Origin of the sequence: Pseudomonas sp. B329 (assembly GCF_023127835.1) — a bacterium.
Lineage (GTDB): Bacteria > Pseudomonadota > Gammaproteobacteria > Pseudomonadales > Pseudomonadaceae > Aquipseudomonas > Aquipseudomonas synxantha_A.
Genome location: NZ_SPKP01000063.1, coordinates 18,074 through 40,980, shown reverse-complemented (window position 1 = coordinate 40,980; position 22,907 = coordinate 18,074). Strand labels below are relative to the sequence as shown.

At 60.5% G+C, this 22,907-nt stretch carries 16 protein-coding genes; 7 read left to right on the top strand and 9 right to left on the bottom strand.

The window, feature by feature from the left end:
• Position 1: 1 nt before the first annotated feature.
• Positions 2-1,990 (bottom strand): alpha-1,4-glucan--maltose-1-phosphate maltosyltransferase, encoded by a 1,989-nt coding sequence (locus tag E4P00_RS27320; protein WP_248133373.1) that lies wholly within the window; start codon positions 1,988-1,990, stop codon positions 2-4.
• A gap of 204 nt (positions 1,991-2,194) precedes the next feature.
• Between E4P00_RS27320 and E4P00_RS27315 the strand changes: the two genes are divergently transcribed.
• Together E4P00_RS27315 and E4P00_RS27310 are read left to right on the top strand one after the other, a co-directional pair.
• Entirely contained in the window at positions 2,195-2,353 is a 159-nt protein-coding gene (locus E4P00_RS27315) for a hypothetical protein (RefSeq protein WP_164699486.1), read from the top strand.
• A gap of 189 nt (positions 2,354-2,542) precedes the next feature.
• Positions 2,543-3,550 (top strand): M10 family metallopeptidase C-terminal domain-containing protein, encoded by a 1,008-nt coding sequence (locus E4P00_RS27310; protein WP_248133372.1) that lies wholly within the window; start codon positions 2,543-2,545, stop codon positions 3,548-3,550.
• Positions 3,551-3,560: 10 nt separating this feature from the next.
• Here the strand turns inward: E4P00_RS27310 and E4P00_RS27305 are convergent, their stop codons facing one another.
• Positions 3,561-4,052 carry an MgtC/SapB family protein gene (locus E4P00_RS27305; RefSeq protein WP_005788557.1) on the bottom strand — a complete coding sequence of 164 codons (492 nt, stop codon included), beginning with the start codon at positions 4,050-4,052 and terminating at the stop codon, positions 3,561-3,563.
• Between the two features lie 118 nt (positions 4,053-4,170).
• Between E4P00_RS27305 and E4P00_RS27300 the strand changes: the two genes are divergently transcribed.
• The 4 genes from E4P00_RS27300 (at position 4,171) to E4P00_RS27285 (ending at position 8,306) form a co-directional block, all read left to right on the top strand.
• Complete coding sequence (locus tag E4P00_RS27300; RefSeq protein WP_005788559.1) at positions 4,171-4,410, top strand: DUF3203 family protein; 240 nt, start codon at positions 4,171-4,173, stop codon at positions 4,408-4,410.
• 184 nt (positions 4,411-4,594) lie between these two features.
• Positions 4,595-6,004, top strand: a complete 1,410-nt coding sequence (gene ccoG / locus E4P00_RS27295) for a cytochrome c oxidase accessory protein CcoG (RefSeq protein ID WP_032875737.1) — start codon at positions 4,595-4,597, stop codon at positions 6,002-6,004.
• A 533-nt stretch (positions 6,005-6,537) separates the two neighbouring features.
• The gene (gene mapR / locus E4P00_RS27290; RefSeq protein WP_216091509.1) at positions 6,538-7,947 is read left to right on the top strand and encodes a GntR family transcriptional regulator MpaR; all 1,410 of its coding nucleotides are present in this window, start codon (positions 6,538-6,540) and stop codon (positions 7,945-7,947) included.
• Between the two features lie 77 nt (positions 7,948-8,024).
• Entirely contained in the window at positions 8,025-8,306 is a 282-nt protein-coding gene (locus E4P00_RS27285; protein ID WP_248133371.1) for a hypothetical protein, read from the top strand.
• A gap of 181 nt (positions 8,307-8,487) precedes the next feature.
• Here E4P00_RS27285 and E4P00_RS27280 read toward each other — a convergent pair whose 3' ends face one another.
• The 7 genes from E4P00_RS27280 to tpx form a co-directional block, all read right to left on the bottom strand.
• Positions 8,488-9,234 carry an SDR family oxidoreductase gene (locus tag E4P00_RS27280; protein WP_032875743.1) on the bottom strand — a complete coding sequence of 249 codons (747 nt, stop codon included), beginning with the start codon at positions 9,232-9,234 and terminating at the stop codon, positions 8,488-8,490.
• Between the two features lie 55 nt (positions 9,235-9,289).
• Positions 9,290-11,386 carry an EAL domain-containing protein gene (locus E4P00_RS27275; RefSeq protein WP_032875746.1) on the bottom strand — a complete coding sequence of 699 codons (2,097 nt, stop codon included), beginning with the start codon at positions 11,384-11,386 and terminating at the stop codon, positions 9,290-9,292.
• Positions 11,387-11,685: 299 nt separating this feature from the next.
• The gene (locus tag E4P00_RS27270; protein WP_248133370.1) at positions 11,686-13,113 is read right to left on the bottom strand and encodes an efflux transporter outer membrane subunit; all 1,428 of its coding nucleotides are present in this window, start codon (positions 13,111-13,113) and stop codon (positions 11,686-11,688) included.
• Between the two features lie 56 nt (positions 13,114-13,169).
• A complete protein-coding gene (locus tag E4P00_RS27265) occupies positions 13,170-16,277 on the bottom strand; it encodes an efflux RND transporter permease subunit (RefSeq protein ID WP_078821462.1) in 3,108 nt (1,035 codons plus the stop codon).
• Entirely contained in the window at positions 16,274-19,375 is a 3,102-nt protein-coding gene (locus tag E4P00_RS27260; protein ID WP_248133369.1) for an MdtB/MuxB family multidrug efflux RND transporter permease subunit, read from the bottom strand. Before E4P00_RS27260 ends, E4P00_RS27265 begins: the two co-directional genes overlap by 4 nt.
• Positions 19,372-20,670, bottom strand: coding sequence for an MdtA/MuxA family multidrug efflux RND transporter periplasmic adaptor subunit (locus E4P00_RS27255; protein WP_078821464.1), 1,299 nt, complete (start codon positions 20,668-20,670; stop codon positions 19,372-19,374). The genes E4P00_RS27260 and E4P00_RS27255 overlap by 4 nt, the downstream gene beginning before the upstream one ends.
• A 231-nt stretch (positions 20,671-20,901) precedes the next feature.
• The gene (gene tpx / locus E4P00_RS27250) at positions 20,902-21,402 is read right to left on the bottom strand and encodes a thiol peroxidase (RefSeq protein WP_078821465.1); all 501 of its coding nucleotides are present in this window, start codon (positions 21,400-21,402) and stop codon (positions 20,902-20,904) included.
• A gap of 159 nt (positions 21,403-21,561) precedes the next feature.
• On the opposite strand from tpx, the gene E4P00_RS27245 reads away from it, so the two are divergent.
• Positions 21,562-22,851, top strand: a complete 1,290-nt coding sequence (locus E4P00_RS27245) for a glycosyltransferase (RefSeq protein ID WP_032875765.1) — start codon at positions 21,562-21,564, stop codon at positions 22,849-22,851.
• The last annotated feature ends 56 nt before the right edge of the window (positions 22,852-22,907 follow it).

Here is a 22,907-nt window from a genome sequence, read left to right as displayed (position 1 = left end):
CTCAGGAAGCGGTGATGCGCCAGATTCCAAAGGGCATCTGCGGTTCAAGCCGTGTCCATTGGGTCTTGCCGTACCAGGTCCAACGGTGGCCGTTCATCAAGTCTTCACCCTGGGTCTGGGCGTCATCCGGCAGGCCCAGCTCCCACAGCGGTAGTTCAAAATGGGCTTCCTGAGCGTTAAAGGGATCGAGGTTGACTGCCACCAGAATGAAGTTGCTGCCATCTTCGCTGCGCTTGCCGAAATACAGGATGTTGTCGTTCCAGGCGTTGTAGAGCTTGAGCCCCAGGTGTGTGTGCAGGGCCGGGTTCTGCCGACGGATACGGTTGAGTTGGGCGATCTCGGCAATGATGTTGCCGGGGGCGGTGAAGTCCCGCGGGCGGATTTCGTACTTCTCCGAATCCAGGTATTCCTCCTTGCCCGGCACTGGCGCGGCTTCGCACAGTTCAAAGCCTGAATACATGCCCCACAGGCCCGAGCCCATGGCCGCCAGCGCGGCACGAATCAAGAAGCCGGCGCGCCCGGACTGGTGCAAAAAGCCTGGGTTGATATCCGGTGTATTGACGAAGAAGTTCGGCCGGTAGCATTCGCGCCACGGCGACTGGTTCAATTGCGTCAGGTACTCGCTCAACTCGGCCTTGGTATTGCGCCAGGTGAAGTAGGTGTAGCTCTGGGAATAGCCGACCTTGCCCAGGCGCGCCATCATCGCCGGAGTCGTAAAGGCCTCGGCGAGGAAGATCACCTCAGGGTATCTGGACCTGACATCACTGATCAGCCATTGCCAGAATGGCAGCGGCTTGGTGTGGGGATTATCGACGCGAAAGGTCTTCACGCCCTCGTCCACCCAACCCACCACAATATCGCGCAGCTCTGTCCATAAGCCCGGAATCGCATCCGCCGCATAAAAATCGACGTTAACGATGTCCTGGTACTTTTTCGGCGGGTTCTCTGCGTATTTAATCGTGCCATCGGGGCGCCAGTTGAACCAGCCAGGGTGCTGTTCAAGCCACGGATGGTCCTGGGAGCATTGGATGGCAAAGTCCAGCGCAATTTCCAGGCCGTGGTCGGCAGCGGCTTTGACCAGGCGACGGAAATCCTCACGACTGCCCAGTTGCGGGTGAATCGCCTCGTGCCCGCCCTCCTCGCTGCCGATGGCATAGGGGCTGCCCGGATCATCGGGGCCGGCGGTGAGTGAGTTGTTCTTACCCTTGCGATGGCTGCGGCCGATGGGATGGATCGGCGGGAAATACAGCACGTCAAAGCCCATGTCGTGGATCATCGACAAGCGCGAGTGCACGTCATTGAATGTGCCGTGGCGGGCCGGATCGTCGGTGATCGAGCGGGGAAACAGCTCATACCAACTGGCGAACTGCGCCGCCTCACGCTCTACGTCAATCGGGTAGGCGGGGCTGATGCTCAGATAAGCGCGATGATCGGCCTGGGTCATCAGGTGTGCACTGTCTTCGTGCAGGAACAACGCCACCTGCTCGGTTTCCAGCAGGCCCGACAATTCGTGGTGCAGCAACATCAAGCGGTCGCGCAATTCGTTGTCACTGCGCTCGGCGGCCTGCAACAGCAGGCTACGACCCTCCTGCAATTCAAGGCTGACCGGCACCCCGGCCTCGTGTTTCTTGCGCAGTTCATAGCAGAAGCTGGCGAAGGTATCGATCCATGCCTCGATGCAGTATTCATGCGGGCCGAGGTGGGCGACGGTGAACGCGCCCTCCCAGCCATTGTTACCGACATCGGTCATGACGACGCTGTGCCAGCTTTCATCCTCCAGCGCGTGCCAGCGGATCAGCACCGCCAGTTTGTCGTGGCCATCGGCGAACACTTTACTGGTGACATTGACGCGCTGGCCGACCACGGCCTTGACGGCAAATTCCCCCTTGTCGATCACCGGCATGGTGCTTTCGATAGCGATCCTGGGTAACAACAGCGCTTGCGACAACGGCAGTGCGCAGCCCTCTGGAGCCAGTGTTTCAGCAGTCATCGAGCATCTTCCCCTTACGCCCCGTGGACGCTCTTTGCTTGATCCGAATTCAAGTACGGCGACGCTCTCCCTGAGCAGAGCCGTTTAAAGTCCGAGCCTGGGCGCGCGGCAAAAGTTCAGGTGGATATGTGGCCGCCGGGCGGGGAATCAATTCCCCAAGGCAATGGTCCACCCATAGAGCCAAGCACAAAGGAGGCCACACTGATGAATATCCCAATACCCCCTGAGCCCGAAGATCCGAATATCGATGCCCCGCCCTTGCCGCCTTCGGAGCCAACGCCGGCGCCAAAGCAGGAACCCCCTGAAGATGAGCCACCCGCAGCGCAAGAACCGCCCACGACCACGCCGCCGGTCATCGTCTGAGTCACAATGATGGAGGTTCGCTCGGGAGGGGTCAGGCTGTTCTTCAGCTCGAGCGAGCCGCAAAAAAATCGAACTCTCCTACAGACACTGGGAACAAGCCTGAATGCTCGCGTGACTGCAGGTTTATATATTTACCTCGCACTCAACCCATCTTCCGATGGGAAGTTCTGATCCTATCGCGAGGACACCATGTCGACTATCAACCCTCAGCACTTTTCCCGCACGCAGCCATCGCCACCTGGACACTCCAGCGGCGCCCACGCTCAGGGCCGGCCAACACAGCAGCAGGTGGATGCGTTGCTCAACGCTGGCCCGAACTGGTCCGTTACGCCCAAGGCACCGGACCGTGCACAGCAATCGCCTGACACGCGTTCCAATCAGACCTCTCCTGAGCAACACGCAGACGCGACGAAACGCGTGAGCGATACTCATACACTATTGACCCCGGAAAGAATCAACGCGCTACAGGGCAATCCGGACTCTGCCCAATCTCGTGCAATCAAGTCCGAACTCGAATGGATTTTTCAGCCAGAAAACAGGCGCGCAGCGTTACGTGGGCCCGACGCCAAAGCGAACCGCAAAAAATTTGAAGAGATGAGCGTCGTGCTCAATGCCGGTGCCAGGAACCTGAACTCAGCCAAGCACAAAACAACAGAAGAGGTAATGAATAAATTCGCCTTTAAAAATATCGAGACCCTGCTCGGGGCATTTGACGGCGACGCCTCGAGCTCTTTTGGCCGTCTCGATAACTCACTCGCAGAGTTAGCCAAAATCAAACAACACTATTCCAGGATGGACTCGACCTATAAAACCTTAAGCAATACCTGCGATTCGCTGGCCAAGGAAAAGCTCGACGCGTCACAAGCAGATGCCACGCCACCGCCATCGGCCTCCGACACTGGCCACGACAGCTCTGCAACCTACAGCTTCCGCTCTGCCAGTGAATCCACACTCGAATCTCCTCAAGAGATCCGGAATTTCAAATCCCAAGACAAACTGAACCTGACCGGCATTCAGAAACAGTTGAACACCCCGCTGCGATGGGTTGAGCGCACCCCAGAGTCGATCGGGGAGATACAGATTCAATATTCGCCCAATAACAATGTCAGCGTGGTAGTCATTGCTGATGCTCCAGGCAAGCCACCCTTTGTACTGAAGGTGTTTGGTGAGGTGCGCCAAAGCAACATCGAGACCTGATGGCTGGGTATCACTTTTCCACTAACTTGACGATTCTCGGCATGATGCTGAACACCGCCAGGGCCAGCAACGTACTGAGTACCGCCGTCGATTCACGCCCCATGCCCGCCGCCACCCCGATGGCGGCGGTCATCCACAACCCGGCAGCCGTGGTCAGGCCCTTCACATGCTGGCCCTCTTCATCTTCCTTGCCCTTGAGGATAGTGCCGGCGCCAAGGAAGCCGATGCCCGCAATCACCCCTTGAACCACCCGGCTCATGGCGTCTGCCTGGTTGCCGGACATCTGCGGCACCAGCACGAACAGCGCCGCGCCAAGCGCCACCAGCATATGAGTGCGCACGCCCGCCGCCTTGCCCTTGTGTTCACGCTCAAAACCCAGGATGCCACCCAGGATCGCAGCGATCAGCAGGCGCACAGTCACTTGAGTGAGTTGCCGGGCATCGGCGATGTCGGCGAACTCGGCTTGCAGGGTTTGCCACACTTGTTGCCACCAGACGTCCATGGATGCGCTCCTTTTATTATGAGTAAAGAATAGACCGCACAGACCGCCAGTCAGTTGCCCGGAACCCGTGCGCATGGCAGTCGCCTAACGCTGCACAGTTCACAAAACGGAGATCGTCATGACCGTACGCATCGAAAATCATCTGTGCTACTTCACGCTCGACGAAAACGGCCAGGAACAAAGCCTGCCCGCCACCCGGGTGACCATCCTTACCGATCACGACAAAGCCATGTCTTATCTGGAATTGGCGGGTTCTCGCATCTACATCACCGAAGCCGAGGCGGACGCCCTGACGGTTGAAGGCGCCACCGATGGCCGTCAGCATGTGAAGGCCGACGAACCGGGTTCGGTGATTTAATTGATCTGCGTCAGCCCCTTCGATCGATCGCTGCACCTTATTGACGCTGGGGTGCAGCACATTGACGCAGATGGGTACATCCAGCCCATCTGATCCGCTTTATATCGCCATACCTGAGTCTGTTATGCAAACAGCCTGTCGCCCATAGTGCATTGGCCTGATGGAGGCTGATGAGCGAACGACCATGAGCGAACGAATCCCAACCGTGGAAACCTTTGAGCCCATACACCCAAAGAAGGTGAAGGCCAAATCCAGCGATAACCTGATCCATACCCGCAGCTTTACCGGCCTGTTCCGCACCTTGCGTGTCAGTGGAGCGGCTTTGCTGTTCCTGGCCTTTTTCGGCACCGTATGGCTGAACTGGGGTGGGCGCCAGGCCGTGCTGTGGGACCTGGCGCACAGCAAGTTCCACATTTTCGGCGCCACCTTCTGGCCGCAGGACTTTATCCTGCTCTCGGCGCTGCTGATCATCTGTGCCTTCGGCCTGTTTGCGATCACGGTGTTTGCCGGCCGCGTCTGGTGCGGTTATACCTGCCCGCAAAGCTCGTTCACGTGGCTGTTCATGTGGTGTGAAAAGATCACCGAGGGCGAGCGCAACCAGCGTATCAAGCTGCAGGCGGCCCCGTGGAGCCTGAACAAACTCGCGCGACGCTCAGCCAAACATACGCTGTGGCTGGGCATCAGCGTGCTGACCGGGCTGACCTTTGTCGGCTACTTCACGCCCATCCGCCCTCTCGCCGTCGAACTGCTGACCTGGCAAATCGGCGGGGTGAGCTTGTTCTGGGTGCTGTTTTTCACGGGCGCTACCTACATCAATGCCGGCTGGTTACGCGAAGCGGTGTGCATGCATATGTGCCCGTATGCGCGATTCCAAAGCGTAATGTTTGATAAAGACACCCTGACCATTTCCTACGATACCGCCCGCGGCGAACGCCGTGGCCCGCGCAAACGCGAAGTGCAGCCAGCCGATGCAGGGCTTGGTGATTGCATTGATTGCCAGCTGTGCGTGCAGGTTTGCCCTACCGGCATCGATATCCGCGACGGCCTGCAAATGGAATGTATCGGCTGTGCGGCCTGCATTGATGCCTGCGACTCGATCATGGACAAAATGGGCTATGCCCGGGGTTTGGTCAGCTACACAAGTGAACACCAACTGCAGGGTGGCAAGACTCATCTGCTCAGGCCACGCCTGATCGGCTACAGTGCCGTACTGCTGGTAATGATTGCCGCGTTGGTGGTGGCCTTGATTGAACGGCCGATGGTGTCGCTGGATGTCACCAAGGACCGCGGCATGTTTCGCGAAAACAGCCAGGGTTTGATCGAGAACATCTACAGCCTCAAGGTCATCAACAAGACCCAGCAACGCCAGGACTACCGGGTGGAACTGGTGGATGCCGACGGGTTCCAGTTGCAAGGCAAGACCCGGATCAGCCTGGCGCCCGGAGAAATCGTCGATATGCCGGTGTCAGTGGCACTGCTGGCCGAGAAGCCGGCGAGCAGCTCGCAGAGCCTGCGCTTCAAGGTGACAGATGTGGATGAGCCCTGGATCTACAGCGCCGCAGACAGTCGCTTCGTCGCGCCGTTGAACCGCTGACAATCCGCCAATGTGGGAGGGGGCTTGCTCCCGATAGCGGTGGGTCAGAACAGTTTTGGTTACTGACACCCCCTCATCGGGACATAGGTATCTACACAATTTTTTAGGTTGTAGAAGCCGACGGTAACTACGATGCGAAGCGAGCCGCTCTTGATCTTGATCTGTTTTTGATCTTAAGCGCCCCGTCAAACCACGCTGGCCGGAATTCGACAGGGATTCTGGGCCGGCATTCCGGCTTTTCGAAAGTGACCCGCTGTAAGAGCGGAACCATAAGTGGCCGTTACCGCAGCAATGGATATGTACTCGGTATAACTGTGTCGGCTGCCTGGCCGCCTGCGCGAGCAAGCCCGCTCCCACATTTGGATCTCGGAGCATCAGATAGATATGCGCTGGCTGACTGGTCGTCACGGGAGCAAGCTCCCTCGCCACAGGTACAGCGCCGTACCAAAAATGTGTAGATACCTATGCTAATCGTGGGCAAGCTCCCACACACACTTACCCGGCGTACAGACTGAAAACTGTTTAAGGCTGCCATGAAACGCTACGAAAAATTCGCCGATGACATCGCAGAACTGATCCGCTCCGGCGTCCTTGGCCCAGGTCAGCGCGTACCGTCGGTGCGCTATGCCAGCCAGACCTACGGCGTCAGCCCGTCTACCGTGTTCCAAGCGTATTACTTGCTGGAACGCCGTGGCCTGATTCGCGCGCGGCCGCGTTCGGGCTACTTCGTCAACACCCATGCGCCGAGCCCGTTTTCCGAGCCAGTGGTGAGCGAGCAGGTGCATGAGTCCACCCATGTGGACGTCAGTGAATTGGTGTTTTCGGTACTCGACTCCATCAAAGACCCTAATACAGTGCCCTTCGGCTCGGCCTTCCCCAGCCCGATGCTGTTCCCGTTGCCGCGCCTGGCCCGCTCCCTGGCCAGCGCCAGCCGCGAAATGGACCCGCGCCTGGTGGTCACCGACATGTCGCCGGGCAACCCGCAACTGCGCCGGCAGATTGCCCTGCGCTACATGGTCGGCGGCCTGATGCTGCCCATGGAGGAGCTGCTGATTACCAACGGTGCCCTCGAAGCGCTGAACCTGTGCCTGCAAGCCGTGACTGAACCGGGCGACCTGGTTGCCATCGAGGCACCAGCGTTCTACGCCTGCCTGCAAGTGCTGGAGCGCCTGAAACTCAAGGCCGTGGAAATCCCGGTGCACCCGCGCGATGGTATTGACCTGAACGCCTTGGCACAAAGTCTTGAGCGCTACCCAATCAAGGCCTGCTGGACCATGACCAGCTTCCAGAACCCCATGGGCGCCACCCTGCCCGAAGCAAAAAAACAGGCGCTGGTAGAGCTGTTGCGCAGCCATCAGGTGCCGTTGATCGAGGATGATGTCTACGCCGAGTTGTACTACGGGCAACACGCGCCAAAACCGGCCAAGGCGTTTGATACCGAAGGGCTGGTGATGCACTGCGGTTCCTTTGCCAAGAGCCTGGCACCGGGCTACCGCGTCGGCTGGGTCGCGGCCGGGCGCTTTGCGCAGAAGGTCGAGCGCCTGAAACTGATGACCTCGCTGTGCCCGTCGATGCCGGCCCAGGCGGCGATTGCCGACTACCTGCAACACGGCGGCTATGACCGGCATCTGCGCAAATTGCGCTATGCCCTGGAAGAACAGCAAAGCGCCATGCTGGCGGCCATCGCCCGCTACTTCCCGGCCCAGACACGGGTCAGCCAGCCAGCGGGCGGTTATTTTCTGTGGTTGGAATTGCCGGAGCAAACCGACTCGCTGAAATTGTTCCAGATGGCCCTGGCCCAAGGTATCAGCATCGCACCGGGGCCGATTTTTTCAGCGACCCAGCGCTTCAGAAACTGCATACGCTTGAACTATGGCAGCCCATGGAGCGAAGCCTCGGAAAAGGCCATGGAGACGCTGGGGCGGATAGTGCGGTCTTTTTAACGGCGCGAAACACAGCCCGTGGAACCGTGTGCCATCAGGAACCACCTAGCTATGCCTATCCTCATGTCGAGATCGTCATGCGCATCAACCCTCTTGCGGCATCGACCGCCTATCGGCTTGGCGAAGGTCGCCCTGAAAATAACTGGCTTATTGTGCCGACTGCGCCCGAAGAACCTCCCGTCGGTGACCGTCGTACCACCCGGCAGATCATCAACGCCAATCCTGCGCTCAAGCACCTGTTCAAGCGCCGCGATAGCTACCCGGTGACAGACTTGCTCAAGCGCCGACTGGGGACTGGACATTCGCCAACCCTGATGCCAAGGCCAGGGCCCACGCGGCCTATAACCTGGCGAGGGTGATTAACGTCCTCGACAATGTGAATGATCGCCGCGTCGGTAACAGCGAACGACACGACGGCAAGATCAATGGCTTTCACAACGCCGGCTATTCCACCCGAAAGAACTCAGAAGCCCGTCTACTTGTAGCATTCGCGGAAAACGGCTACGACGTGCTGCAAAACCTCGGGCAGTAAGCTGCTTTTCAGCGTCCGCCCCCTAGGTCTAAAAAGGTGCCGGTGGCGTATGAAGCCTTGTCCGACAGCAACCAGATAATCGCCTCAGCCACTTCATCCGGACGCCCGCCACGCGCCATGGGGATACCGGACTCCAACTTGCTGACGCGGTCCGGGTCGCCGCTGAGGGCGTGGAAATCGGTAAAGATATAACCAGGGCGTACCGCGTTGACTCGAATGCCTTCACCTGCGACTTCTTTGGACAGACCGAGGGTGAAGGTATCCAGAGCGCCCTTGGACGCAGCGTAATCCACATACTCACCTGGCGACCCCAGCCGCGCCGCTACCGACGACACGTTGACGATACTGCCACCCTGCCCGCCATGCCGAGGCGACATACGCAGCACCGCGTGCTTGGCGCACAGGATCGGGCCCAGCACGTTGGTCTTCATGATCTTCAGGATACGAAACTCGGACATCTCGTCGACCCGCGACTTTTGCCCCACAGTACCGGCGTTGTTGACCAGCGCCGTGACACGCCCCAATTCGGCATCCACGCGATTGAACAGCGCTATCACTTCATCTTCGATGCTGACATCAGCGCGCACCGCAATGGCCTGGGCGCCGAGGCCGCGCACTTGTTCAAGCACGGCATGGGCAGCCTTCTCGTCCGACTGATAGTTAATGCAGATGCGATAACCTTCGCGAGCAGCCAGCAAGGCCGTCTCGGCGCCAATCCCGCGGCTGCCTCCGGTGATGATGACGACTTTGTCCATGGCTACGGTCTCCTGATTCAACCTTGATGGTTAGGGTTGGATCCAAGAATACCCGTCACTGATGGCTTTTGTCAGGCGCTGGCGCATCTTCGCCGGCGAGGATGTTTGCCATGAAATTGTCGGCCGGCAATGGATGCCCCAACAAATAGCCTTGCAAGGAATCACACCCCAGGCGGGTAAGGAAATTTTGCTGCGCATCGGTTTCCACGCCTTCGGCAACGATCCGCAAGTCCAGGGCCTGGCCGAGGGCGACAATGGCCGAGACGATGGCGGCGTCGTCGCTGTCGTGCTCCAGGTCGCGTACAAAGCCGCGGTCGATCTTCAACTCGTTGGCCGGCAGGCGCTTGAGGTACATCAGGCTGGAGTAACCGGTGCCAAAGTCATCGATGGACAGGTCCACACCCATGTCCGAGAGCTGCTGCAATACCGTCATGCTCGCATCGGCATCGCTCATGGCAGTGGTCTCGGTGATCTCCAGCGTGAGGCTGTTGGCGGGTAATTGGTGGCGCTCCAGAGCAGCCGCAACACTGTTGACCAACCCGGCATGACAGAACTGCAGCGCCGAAAGATTCACGGCGATGCGCCAGCTCTGATAACCCTGTGCGTACCACAGGCTCATCTGGCGGCAGGCTTCGTCGAGTACCCATTCACCGATGGCAATGATCAGCCCGGTTTTCTCCGCCAGCGCGATAAAAGCTGCCGGCAGCAACAAGCCCTGTTGCGGATGCTCCCAGCGCAACAACGCCTCGGCCCCCACGGCAATACCGCTCACCGCATCGAACTTGGGTTGGTAATACAAGCGAAACTCGCCGAGTTCAAGGGCATTGCGCAGGTCCTGCAACAATTGCAGTTGCTTGCGCGCATTGGTGTTCATTGACGCATCGAAGAAGCTGTAGCCGTTCTTGCCCATGCCCTTGGCGTGATACATCGCCGCGTCGGCGTTCATCAACAGCTCCTGGGGGTTATTACCGTTGCCCGGGAACATGGCGATACCGATACTCGCGGAGATTTTCAGCTCATGCTCGGCCACCGTGAAAGCGCGGTTGATCAGACCGACCTGACGCTCGGCCAGGCCCATGGCATCGTCCGGCTGGGTCAATTGCACCAGCAACACGAACTCGTCACCGCCAATACGGGCCAGGGTGTCCTGGCTGCGCAAGTCCTCGCGCAGACGCAGGCCAACCTCGCGCAGCAGTTGATCGCCCATGTGATGACCGAAGGCATCGTTGACCGGCTTGAAGCCGTCCAGGTCGATAAACATCAGCGCAAAGCAACCGCCCTGCTCGTACACCGCCTGAATGCCTTGTTGAATGCGATCCGCCAGCAGTGTGCGATTGGGCAAGCCGGTGAGCATGTCGTGCAGTGCCAGGTGGGTCAGTTCCTGGTTGGCCAGGGTCAAGGAATCGGCGAGTACAGCGGTGCGCGCCTCCAGGCGGGCATCCAGCAAGGAGGTCAACAACGCTATGACCAACACCGCAAGGGAGGTCACCAAGACCAGGTTATCCAGGCCCTTGCCGCTCAAGCCCGTTAGCGCGGCACCGCAGAAACTGTCATCGGCAAACTGCGCCGCGGCCATCCCGGTGTAGTGCATGCCGACAATGGCCACGCCCATCACCACCGCCGCCGCACCCCGCGCCAGGCGCACGTAAGGCGTATTGCGACGCAGGTTGAAGGCGATCCACAGCGCGGCGCCGGAAGCCATTACCGCGATCAACAACGAAGCGCCGAACAAGGTAGGGTCGTAGTCGATACCCGGGGTCATGCGCATCGCTGCCATGCCGGTGTAGTGCATGCTGGCGATACCGGCACCCATCACCAGCGCACCGAACGCCAGTTGCCAGGCCGGCAGACGTGGCTGGCTGACCAGCCATAAGGCGAAGCCACTGGATAACACAGCGATCAACAGCGACAGCGCAGTGATGCCCAGGTCAAACCCGAGGGCAAACGGCAGGCGCAGGGCCAACATGCCGATAAAGTGCATGGACCAGATGCCCACGCCCATGGCTGCTGCGCCGCCGGTAATCCATAAGTAAACGGCACGCCCCTTCGTCGTAGCGATACGCCCGGCCAGGTCCAACGCGGTGTAGGACGCCAGCATTGCAACGCACAGGGAAATCACGACCAGGGAGGTTGAATAGCTACCGATCAACATGGGGCTTCTCGCAGGCAACAGGGCGTAAAAGCCCATGCCGGGTGGCAAAGCGGGCGATTGTAGCGAGAATGATTCTGGGGCAGGTGATTAATTAAGCAGATAGCCATTAGTCATTTTTTGGCGTCAATCTGCTGGCTTAATGCGGGTATTTTTCAATACCTATGGAAAGGGGCCTCCCCACTGTAGGAGCGAGCTTGCTCGCGAAGATCGTCAACGATGACGTGCGAAACCGGGGGAAACGCGGTGTCTGTGTGTTCTTCGCGAGCAAGCTCGCTCCTACAGGATGCCCAGGTATTCGCTCACTCCTTCTCGGCCAGAGACGTCTGGCCGTCCCAGCCACCACCCAACGCCGCAATCAACTGCACGCTCGCTACCAGCCGCGACTGCAACAAGGTCAACACGGTGCGCTCGTTGCTCAGGGCCGTCGCCTGCACAGTCACCACATCCAGGTAAGCGATCAAACCCGCCTTGTACTGGTTCTCGGTCAAGCGCAACGACTCACGCGCCGATTCCAGCGCTTCATTGCTGACCACAGCCTCGTCCGCCAGCACCTTGAGTTGCACCATGTAGTTTTCCACTTCACGGAACCCATCCAGTACGGTCTGGCGGTACTTGGCCACGGTCTCGTCATAGCTGGCCACGGTGCGGTCGACTTCCGCCGAGCGCTGGCCGCCATCGAACAGGGTCATCGCCAGTTTCGGCCCCACCGACCAGAAGCGGTTCGGCAGGCTGATCCAATCTTCATAGGTGCTGCTGGAGTAGCCGCCCTGCAAGCTCAGGCTGAGATCCGGGTAATAGGCCGCCTTGGCCACGCCGATGTTGGCGTTGGCGGCGATCACCGCGCGTTCGGCCGAGGCAATATCGGGGCGACGTTCCAGCAACTGGGACGGCAGGCTCACCGGTATTTGCGGCAGCGCCGGAATGTCTTTGCTCACCGCCAGGTTGAAGTTGGCCGGGGCTTCGCCGATCAGCACGGCAATGGCGTTTTCCAGCTGGGCCCGCTGCCAGATCAGGTCGATCAGGCTGGCCTGGGTGGTCTTGAGCTGAGTTTGCGCCTGGGCGATGGCATCCTTGCCGGCCACCCCGGCACGGTACTGGTTTTCGGTCATTTTCAATGAACGCTGGTAGGTGTCCAGGGTGGCTTGCAACAGGCGCGTCTGTTCGTCCATGACCCGCAGTTGCAGGTAGCTCTGCACCAGTTCGGACTGTTGGCTCAGGCGCATCGCGGCCAGGTCTGCCGAGCTGGCCTCGGCGCTGGCTTCATTGGCCTCCAGTCCACGGCGCAACTTGCCCCAGATATCGGCTTCCCAACTCACGCCCAACTGCGCATTGAGGGTGTCGCGGATACCACTGCTGGAACTGCTGAGGCTGGCGCTGCTGCTGCCGGTACCCTGGCTGGCGCGGGTTTTACCCACGCTCAGGTCGACGCTGGGGTAAAACGCCCCGCGGGAACTGCGCACCAGCGCCTTGGCCTGGCGAAAGCGCGCTTCGGCCTGGGCAACGGTCTGGTTGGACGTGTTGAGGCGCTCTACCAGCTCATTGAGTTGGCGGTCGCCATACAGCTCCCACCAGGCGCCACGGGCCAGGGAATCGCTGGGGTTGGCCTGGCGCCAGCCCTGGGCTTCTTTGAACTGCACCGGTTCGATGACCTCCGGGCGCTTGTAGTCAGGGCCAATGGCGCAGGCGCTGAGCAACACCCCACACATCATCACGGCCAATAACTTCATTGTGTTGTTGTGGCGAGGGTGCTTGCTCCCTCGCCACAATAATTTGGTTGAATCGGTCATAGCGCAGTGTCCAGGGCAGCATCGGTACGCACGCCGCGCCAGGCATTGAAGCGGTGGCGCGCGCGGTCGAGATAGAGGTAGACCACCGGGGTGGTGTAAAGGGTCAGGATCTGGCTGAAGACCAGGCCACCAATAATGGTCAGGCCCAACGGATGGCGCATTTCCGCGCCATCGCCGGTGCCGAGCAGCAACGGCAAGGCGCCGAGGATGGCGGCCAGGGTGGTCATCAAAATGGGTCGCAGGCGCAGCAGACAGGCGCTGCGGATCGATTCCAGCGGGCTCATGCCGTCGTTGCGCTCCAGTTGCAGCGCCAGGTCGATCATCAGGATCGCGTTTTTCTTCACCACACCGATCAGCAGGAACAAGCCCAGCAACGAAATCAGACTGAACTCGCCGCCCAGCAGGTAGATCGCCAGCAACGCGCCAACACCCGCCGACGGCAGGGTCGACAGAATGGTCAGCGGATGGATATAGCTTTCATACAGAATGCCCAGCACCAGGTACACCGCCACCAGCGCACCGAGAATCATGAACGGCTGGCCCTTCTGCGTGGCCGCAAAGGCGTCGGCGGTGCCGGCCATCTTGGCGATCACATCTTCGGGCAGGCCAACCTTGGCAATCGCTCGCTCGATGGCCGCGGTGCCCTGCTCTACCGTCACCCCGGGCGCCATATCGAAGGCGATGTTTTCGGAAGCGAACTGGCCTTCATGGCTGACGCGATCGTCGGCCAGGCTGTTCTCGTAATGGGCAATGGTCGACAACGGCACCCGCGCACCATCGGCAGTAATCACCTGGACCTGGTTCAGGGTGATCGGGTCCTGGGCATACTTGGGGTTGACCTCCATCACCACCTGATACTGGTTGAGGCTGTCGTAGATGGTGGAAATCTGCCGCTGGCTGTAGGCGTTGTTGAGTACCGACGTGACCATGTCCATGTCTATGCCCAGACGCTTGGCCTGGTCCCGATCGACGATCAGCGTGACCTGCGCCGCGCCCCGGCCTTCGCGAGCGTCGATGGCAGTCAGCTCGGGCAACTCACGCATCGCCGCGACCACTTTCGGGTACCACAGGCGCAACGCGGCCAGGTCGCCGCTTTGCAGGATGTAGGAATATTGCGCGCTGGTCTGGTCGCGGCCGCCGCCGAACTGCAGGTCCTGGTCGGCCATCAGGAACAGGCGCCCGCCCGGTACCAACGGCACCTCTTTGCGCAGACGCTCGATCACCGCCTGGGCAGAGATCTTGCGTTCACTGATGGGTTTGAGGCGCACCAGCATCACTGCGTTGTTAGTGCCTTGGTTGCCACCGATAAAGCCGGCCACGCTGAGCACCGCCGGGTCCTTGAGCACCGCTTGGCGGAAGACTTCCATCTTCGGCTGCATCACGCTGAACGACAGGCCATCGTCACCGCGCACAAACCCGATCAATTGGCCGGTGTCCTGCTGAGGCATGAAGGTTTTTGGCACCACCACATACAGCGCGACATTCACCCCCACGGTAATCAACAGGCTGAGCAGGGTCAGGCGCCGGTGGCGCAACACCCAGTCCAGGCTGGTGGCGTAGCCGGCGACCATGCGGTCGTTGACCTTCTGGCTCCAGCGCTGCAAACCGGTCTGCCGGGTCTTGTCATGAGGCTTGAGCCAGCGGGCGCAGAGCATCGGCGTCAAGGTCAGCGAGACAATCAGCGAGACGATGATCGCCGCCGACAAGGTGATGGAAAACTCGCGAAACAGGTTGGTGACAATCCCGCCCATGAACAGGATCGACAGGAACACCGCCACCAGCGACACGTTCATCGACAACAAGGTAAAGCCGACCTCTTCGGCCCCCAGGTACGCCGCCTTCATCGGCGGCACACCCTCGTCGATGTGCCGGGAAATGTTCTCCAGCACCACGATGGCATCGTCCACCACCAGCCCGGTGGCCAGGATCAGCGCCATCAACGAAAAGTTGTTCAGCGAAAACCCGTACAGGTACATCACCGCGAAGGTGCCCACCAGCGACACCGGCACCGCCAGGGTCGGGATCAGCGAAGCACGGAAGTTACCCAGGAACAGGTACACCACCAGGATCACCAGGCCCACGGCAATCAGCAGGGTCATTTCCGCTTCATGCAGGGTGGCAGTGATCACTGGCGAGCGGTCCATGGCCAGGCTGAGCTTGACGCTGGACGGCAGCACCGCCTGCAATGCCGGCAACTGGGCCTTGATCTGCCTGACCGTTTCAATGATGTTGGCGCCGGACTGGCGGTTGATCACCAGCAGCACCGCCGAATCATTATTGAAGAAGCCACTGTTGTAGCGGTCTTCCACACCATCGGTGATCTTCGCCACATCCCCCAGGCGCAGGGCCGCACCGTCCTGGTAGCGGATCAATAGCGGCGCGTAGTCCTTGGCTTTTTCCAGCTGGTCGTTGGCCTGGATCTGCCAATTGCGCTCAGCGTCTTCCAGGGAGCCCTTGGGCCGGCGCTGGTTGGCATTGGCGATGGTATTGCGCACATCGTCCAGGGCCACGCCGTACTGGTCGAGGGCCTTGGGTTCCAACTCGATGCGCACTGCCGGCAGGGAGCTGCCGCCGATCTGCACTTCACCCACGCCTGGCACCTGGGACAGGCTCTGGGACAGGATGGTCGACGCCAGGTCATACAGCTGGCCCTTCTGCAGCACGTCGGAGGTCAGCGACAACACCATGATCGGTGCCTGGGACGGGTTGATCTTCTTGTAGGTGGGCATGCTGCGCATACCGCTGGGCAACAGGTTGCGCGAGGCATTGATCGCCGCCTGCACTTCCCGCGCCGCACCGTTGATATCGCGGTCGGAATCAAAGGCCAGGATCACCCGAGTCGAGCCCTGGCTCGACGAACTGCTCATGGTGGTGATACCGGCAATCGAACCGAATGAACGCTCCAATGGCGTCGCCACGCTGGACGCCATCACCTCGGGGCTCGCGCCGGGCAGGCTGGCCGACACCACGATCACCGGAAAGTCGATCTGCGGCAGCGGCGACACCGGCAACAGGTTGAAGCTGACGCCACCGAGCAGCATGATCGCCAGGCTCAGCAGCATGGTCGCTACCGGCCGGCGAATGAAAGGTCCGGACAGGTTCATGGCTCAACCGGCTCCAGGCGTTGCGGCTCTTTGCGCCAGCGCCGGCCAAGGCGATCAAAGTACAGGTAGATCACCGGCGTGGTGAACAGCGTCAACACCTGGCTCACCAGCAAGCCACCGACCATCACCAAACCCAGCGGTTGGCGCAACTCCGCGCCGGAACCGCTGGCAAGCATCAGCGGTACCGCACCGAACAACGCGGCCAGGGTAGTCATCAGGATCGGCCGGAAACGCAACAGCGCCGCCTGGTAAATCGCCGTCTGTGGGTCCAGGCCCTGATTACGCTCGGCGTCGAGGGCGAAATCGATCATCATGATCGCGTTCTTCTTCACGATACCGATCAGCAGGATGATGCCGATGATCGCGATCATGCCCAGGTCATTGCCACTGAGCAGCAGGGCCAGCAAGGCCCCCACCGCCGCCGACGGCAAGGTTGAAAGGATAGTGATCGGGTGGATATAGCTCTCGTAAAGCACGCCCAGCACGATGTACATGGTGACCACCGCGGCCAGGATCAGCAGCAAGGTGCTCGACAGGGACGCCTCGAACGCCTGGGCGGCACCCTGGAACTGGGTTTGCACGCCCACCGGCATGCCAATGTCCTTCTGGGTCTGGTTGATCAGCTCCACACCCTTGCCCAGGGCGACGCCGGGGGCCAGGTTGAACGACATCATCACCGCCGGGAACTGGCCGATATGGGCAATCGCCAACTGCGCCTGGCGCTGCTCGACATGGGCCAGGCTCGACAGCCGCACCTGGCCGCCGTCGGTGGTCTTCACATGGATCTGGTTGAGCGCGGCCGGGCCGAGGGTTTCGCCGGACTGAGCCTGCAGCACCACGCGATATTGGCTGGCCTGGGTATAGATGGTAGAGATCTGCCGTTGGCCAAAGGCGTCATACAACGCGTCGGTAATGGTCGAGACACTCACACCCAGGCGCGAGGCCGCGTCGCGGTCGATCACCAGGTACACCTGCAAGCCTTTGTCCTGCAAGTCGCTGGCAACGTCGGTGAGTTCCGACTGTTGACTGAGGGCGTGCACCAGCTTGCCACTCCACAGTGCCAGCAACTCGGCGTCCGGCGACGACATGCTGAACTGGTACTGGGTACGGCTGACGCGGTCCTCGATGGTGAGGTCCTGCACCGGCTGCATGAACAGGCGGATGCCCACCAGCTTGTCGATTTGCGGTTGCAAGCGGGTGATCACCTCGGCTGCGCTCAAGTCGCGCTGGCCGTGGGCCTTGAGGTTGATCAGCAAGCGGCCACTATTGAGGGTGGCGTTATCGCCGTCCACACCGATGTAGGACGACAGGCTCTGGACCGCGGGATCAGCAAGGATGATCTTCGCCAGCTCCTGCTGACGCTGGCTCATCGCCGCAAAGGAAATCGACTGCGGCGCTTCGGAAATACCCTGGATCACCCCGGTGTCCTGCACCGGAAAAAAGCCCTTGGGCACCACCAGGTACAGCACCACCGTAAGCCCCAGGGTAGCGATGGCCACCAGCAGGGTCAGCGGCTGGTGCTTGAGCACCCACTGCAACTTGCGGCCATAGGCCTGGATCAGCCAATCGATCCAGGCGCCGCTGGCCTTGTAGAAACGTCCCTGCTCTTCTTCCTTCGGTTCGCGCTTGAGCAAGCGCGCGCACATCATCGGCGTAAGGGTCAGGGACACAACCAGCGAAATCAGGATCGCCACCGCCAGGGTGATGGCGAACTCGCGGAACAGCCGCCCGACCACGTCAGCCATGAACAGCAGTGGGATCAGTACCGCAATCAGCGACAAGGTCAGGGAAATCAGGGTGAAGCCGATCTGCTTGGCGCCCTTGAGCGCCGCCGCCATCGGCGTCTCGCCCTCCTCGATATAGCGAGAAATGTTCTCCAGCATAACGATGGCGTCATCCACCACGAACCCCGTGGCGATGGTCAGGGCCATCAGCGTCAGGTTATTGATGGAGAACCCCGCCAGGTACATCACGCCAAAGGTACCCACCAGAGACAGCGGCACGGCGATGGACGGAATGATCGTGGCGCTGACCCGACGCAGGAACAGGAACGTCACCATCACCACCAGGGCGATGGCAATCAGAAGCTCGTGTTGTACGTCTTTCACCGAGGCGCGGATGGTCTGGGTACGGTCGGTAAGCACCGTCACGTCCAGGCCGGCCGGCAGGTTGTCGGTGATGCTCGGCAGCAGCGCCTTGATACGGTCGACTACCTCGATCACGTTGGCGCCCGGCTGGCGCTGGATGTTGAGCAGTACCGCCTGGTTCTCGTTGGCCCAGGCCGCGAGGCGCTCGTTTTCGGCGCCGTCGACGATTTGCGCTACATCCTTGAGGCGCAACGGTGCGCCATTGTTGTAGGCCAGGATCAGCTCGGCATATTGCTGGGGTGAGACCAACTGGTCGTTGGCATCGAGCATCGACACGCGGGTGGGGCCGTCGAAGTTGCCCTTGGGCTGGTTGACGTTGGAGGCGGCGATCAGCGCACGCACGTCCGACAGGTTCAAACCATTGGCCGCCAGGGCTTGCGGGTTGACCTTGATGCGCACGGCCTGGCGCTGGCCACCGGCGATGCTGACCATGCCGACGCCGCTGATCTGGGCGATTTTCTGCGCCATGCGCGTATCGACCAGGTCATTGAGCTTGGGCAGCAGCATGGTCTTGGAAGTAATCGCCAGGGTCAGCACCGGGGTGTCGGCCGGGTTGACCTTGTTGTACACCGGCGGCGCCGGCAAATCCTTGGGCAACAGGTTGGTGGCGGCGTTGATTGCGGCCTGCACCTGTTGCTCGGCGACATCCATATTGACGTCGAGGTTGAAACGCAGGGTCAGCACCGACGCACCGCCCGAGCTGGTGGACGCCATCTGGGTCAGCCCGGGCATCTGCCCGAACTGACGCTCCAGCGGCGCAGTGACCGCACTGGTCATCACGTCTGGGCTGGCGCCGGGGTACAGGGTCATCACCCGGATCGTCGGGTAGTCCACCTGGGGCAAGGCCGATACCGGCAACAAGCGGTACGAAATGATCCCGGCCAATACAATCGCCAGCATACTCAGCGTGGTGGCGACCGGGCGCAGGATAAACAGGCGTGACAGGTTCATGAACCGACCTTTTGCGCCTTGCCGGCGTCAGCGCCGGTCTCCCCTTTTGCCGCGGGCTTGCCTTGCAGGTGTTCGGTCGGCGTGGTCGGCACTTCCTTGCTTTCGTTGACCACTTCGATTTCGCTGCCGTCCTTGAGACGGTCAGTGCCTTCCAGCACCACGCGATCGCCTGCGACCAGGCCCTCCTTGACCACAGTGTTCTCACCGTCGGTGTCACCCAGCACCAGGGGCTGGACCTTGACCTTGTTGTCACCGTCAAGCTTGTAGACAAAGGTGCCGGTGTTGCCGAACTGGACCGCCGCCGACGGCGCCAACACCACGTTATGCAAGGTGTCGGCAAGCAAGTGCACATTGACGAACTGGTTGGGGAACAGCGCCTGGTCCTTGTTATCAAAGCGCGCCTTGAACTTCAAAGTACCGGTGGTGACGTCGATCTGGTTGTCCAGGCTCTGCAACACGCCGACCGCCTGTTTTTTCACGTCGCTACGGTCCCAGGCTTCCACGGGCAGTTTGTTGCCGGCGTGGTAACGGGCGAGTACGGTTTCCAGGGTATTTTCCGGCAGGGTGAACGCCACGCTGATCGGCTGGGTCTGGGTGATGACCGCCAGGGCGGTGGTGTCATTGGCTGCGACCAGGTTGCCGACATCGAGCTGGCGCAGGCCAACGCGGCCGCTGATCGGCGCACGGATCCTGGTGAATTCAAGGTTGAGCTTGGCATCGTCGACCGCGCCCTGGTTGGTCTTGACCGTGCCCTGGTATTGCAGGACCAGCGCTTCGGCGGTGTCCAGGGTCTGCTTGGCGATACTGTCCTGGGCGTACAGGCCGCGATAACGCTCCACATCGACCTGGGCGTTTTTCAACTGCGCCTGGTTCTGCAGCAATGTGCCCTGGGCCTGGAGCAAGGCGTTCTGGTAGCTGCGCGGGTCGATTTCTGCCAGCAGGTCGCCGGCCTTGACCATCTGGCCTTCTTCAAAGGCGATCTTCACCAGCTCACCGCCCACCCGGCTGCGCACATTAATGGTGTTGAGCGCGGTGACCGTGCCCAGCGCCTTGTAGTACACCGCAAACTCCCCCTGCACCACCGGCGCCACGCGCACCGGCACCGGGCCGGTGGAACCGCCGAAGCCCGGGCGCGCCATGCCGGTCTTGCCGGTGTGCCCCGCAGGAGCGTCCTTGTGAGCCGCGCCGCCGGGCCAGAATTTCCAGCACAGGCCGGCGATAACCAGCAGCACAAGCAGGCCAAACAGCCAGCGGCGGGAGTTGCGGGAGGAGGATTGCATGGAGTGATCAACCATTGGGGATGAGAGCTTCTTCTTCGGGAGGCTGAAAGATAAGCACTGGGGGGCGTTTAGAAAAGCACCTTTACCGGCTATTTACCTTGGGCTTACAACTTTTAACGTCTGATCTTAGTCCGCCAGCTATTTCGCTAAACCGCTGACACTCAAATAAAAACGGCCTGGACTAGGCCAGGCCGCAATCATGCATCATACGTGTTACTGCCAAACGACAGTTACGCGCAGAAACAGTTACTTCAATACAGCCAGGGCCGCATCGTAGTTTGGCTCTTCAGCGATTTCCTTGACCAACTCGCTGTGCAGCACATTGTCGTTTTCGTCCAGTACCACGACAGCGCGAGCGGTCAGGCCTTTGAGCGGGCCGTCGGCGATGGAAACACCATAGTCAACGGCGAAGTCGGCGTTGCGGAAATCCGACAGGTTCTTAACGTTTTCCAGGCCTTCGGAACCACAGAAGCGCGCTTGGGCGAATGGCAGGTCGGTGGAGATGCACAGCACCACGGTGTTGGCCACATCGTTGGCCTGGGCATTGAACTTGCGCACGGAAGTGGCGCAGGTTGGGGTATCAACGCTTGGGAAGATGTTCAGCACTTTGCGCTTGCCGGCAAAGGTGGCCAGGGTGGCGTCGGACAGGTCGCCGGCGGTCAGGGTGAAATCTGCGGCTTTGGCGCCGACTTTCGGCAGTTCGCCTTCAACCTGGACCGTGTTGCCTTTGAGGGTGACTTGAGCCATGAACGGAATCCTTATGCTGGTTTTTGGTTAAACGAATTCGAGAGGCCGAAGTTAACCACAAAGTGCCGATGCTACCTACCGCCAGACACAAATTGTCATGTCGCCAGGTTGTGGTTTAATTGCGCGCTTTTCGCCTGCCCTTCAAGGAAACCGTCGTCGATGAATCAGCCTGCCACCAAAGTTCTGGTCATTGGTTACGTCTGGCCAGAGCCCCGCTCCTCGGCTGCGGGGGGGCATATGATGCAGATCCTTGAGAGTTTTCTTACGCAAGGTTGGGACATTACCTTCAGCAGCCCTGCGACCATCGGCGAACACAAGGCCGACTTGCCGGCACTTGGCATCGCCGAATGCGCCATCGAACTGAATAACAGCAGTTTCGATGACTTTATCCGCGAACTGGCCCCGGATATCGTACTGTTCGACCGTTTCATGATGGAGGAGCAATTCGGCTGGCGCGTGGAGCAATGCTGCCCCAACGCCCTGCGCGTGCTGGAAACCTCCGACCTGCAAAGCCTGCGCGATGCCCGCCACCAGCGTTTCAAGGAGCAGGTGAAAGCCAACCCCGACAGCGACGACTTCAGCGCCCTGTTCGCGCCTGCGCTTCAAGACGAGTTCCAGCGCATGGCCGATACCGACCTGGCCAAGCGCGAAATCGCCGCGATTTACCGCTGTGACATCAGCTTGATGATCTCCGACGTGGAAATCCGCCTGCTCACCGAGCAGTTCAAGGTGCCCGCCGCTCTGCTCCATTGGTGCCCGTTGATGTTGCAACCGCCCACCGCCGCGTTTGCGCCGTTTGAAGACCGTGCGCACTTTCTCAGCATCGGCAACTTCCGCCACGCGCCCAACTGGGATGCGGTGCTGTGGATGAAGCAAAGCCTGTGGCCGCTGATTCGCCAACAGTTGCCGGGCGCGCAGCTGCATATCTATGGCGCCTACACCCCACCCAAGGCCACCGCCCTGCACAACCCGGCACAGGGTTTTCATGTGATGAACTGGGCCGAAGACGCGCTGCAAGTCATGACCGCCGCACGCATCTGCCTGGCACCGTTGCGCTTTGGCGCGGGCATCAAGGGCAAGTTGATCGACGCCATGCTCTGCGGCACCCCCAATGTCACCACCCCGATCGGCGCCGAGGCCATGGGCGATGATCAACCCTGGCCCGGCGTGATCGAACACGACGCCCCGGCCCTGGCCGCCGCTGCTGTGGCCCTCTACCAGGACCACGAGCGCTGGACCCAGGCCCAGGAACACGGGCGCCAACTGCTGGCCCGGCGCTATGACCAGACTCTGCACGGGCCAGCCTTGGTGGACTGCCTGGAGCAATGCCGCCGCAACCTCGCCGCCCATCGCCGGGACAACTTCACCGGCAGTATGCTGCGCCATCACGCGCACAAGAGTACCCAGTACATGTCCCAGTGGATCGAGGCAAAAAACCGCAACCTGTAAACACTGCTGCTGGCGAGGTCGTGCGCGACGGGGCATTATCCTACGCAGCGACCACA

What these genes read in the sequence shown, in the direction of transcription:
- ccoG (WP_032875737.1), top strand. Translation starts at nt 4,595, where the DNA reads ATGAGCGAACGAATCCCAACCGTGGAAACCTTTGAGCCCATACACCCA.
- E4P00_RS27255 (WP_078821464.1), bottom strand. Translation starts at nt 20,670, where the DNA reads ATGGTTGATCACTCCATGCAATCCTCCTCCCGCAACTCCCGCCGCTGG.
- E4P00_RS27285 (WP_248133371.1), top strand. Translation starts at nt 8,025, where the DNA reads ATGCGCATCAACCCTCTTGCGGCATCGACCGCCTATCGGCTTGGCGAA.
- E4P00_RS27270 (WP_248133370.1), bottom strand. Translation starts at nt 13,113, where the DNA reads ATGAAGTTATTGGCCGTGATGATGTGTGGGGTGTTGCTCAGCGCCTGC.
- tpx (WP_078821465.1), bottom strand. Translation starts at nt 21,402, where the DNA reads ATGGCTCAAGTCACCCTCAAAGGCAACACGGTCCAGGTTGAAGGCGAA.
- E4P00_RS27315 (WP_164699486.1), top strand. Translation starts at nt 2,195, where the DNA reads ATGAATATCCCAATACCCCCTGAGCCCGAAGATCCGAATATCGATGCC.
- E4P00_RS27320 (WP_248133373.1), bottom strand. Translation starts at nt 1,990, where the DNA reads ATGACTGCTGAAACACTGGCTCCAGAGGGCTGCGCACTGCCGTTGTCG.
- mapR (WP_216091509.1), top strand. Translation starts at nt 6,538, where the DNA reads ATGAAACGCTACGAAAAATTCGCCGATGACATCGCAGAACTGATCCGC.
- E4P00_RS27305 (WP_005788557.1), bottom strand. Translation starts at nt 4,052, where the DNA reads ATGGACGTCTGGTGGCAACAAGTGTGGCAAACCCTGCAAGCCGAGTTC.
- E4P00_RS27280 (WP_032875743.1), bottom strand. Translation starts at nt 9,234, where the DNA reads ATGGACAAAGTCGTCATCATCACCGGAGGCAGCCGCGGGATTGGCGCC.
- E4P00_RS27260 (WP_248133369.1), bottom strand. Translation starts at nt 19,375, where the DNA reads ATGAACCTGTCACGCCTGTTTATCCTGCGCCCGGTCGCCACCACGCTG.
- E4P00_RS27275 (WP_032875746.1), bottom strand. Translation starts at nt 11,386, where the DNA reads ATGTTGATCGGTAGCTATTCAACCTCCCTGGTCGTGATTTCCCTGTGC.
- E4P00_RS27265 (WP_078821462.1), bottom strand. Translation starts at nt 16,277, where the DNA reads ATGAACCTGTCCGGACCTTTCATTCGCCGGCCGGTAGCGACCATGCTG.
- E4P00_RS27300 (WP_005788559.1), top strand. Translation starts at nt 4,171, where the DNA reads ATGACCGTACGCATCGAAAATCATCTGTGCTACTTCACGCTCGACGAA.
- E4P00_RS27310 (WP_248133372.1), top strand. Translation starts at nt 2,543, where the DNA reads ATGTCGACTATCAACCCTCAGCACTTTTCCCGCACGCAGCCATCGCCA.
- E4P00_RS27245 (WP_032875765.1), top strand. Translation starts at nt 21,562, where the DNA reads ATGAATCAGCCTGCCACCAAAGTTCTGGTCATTGGTTACGTCTGGCCA.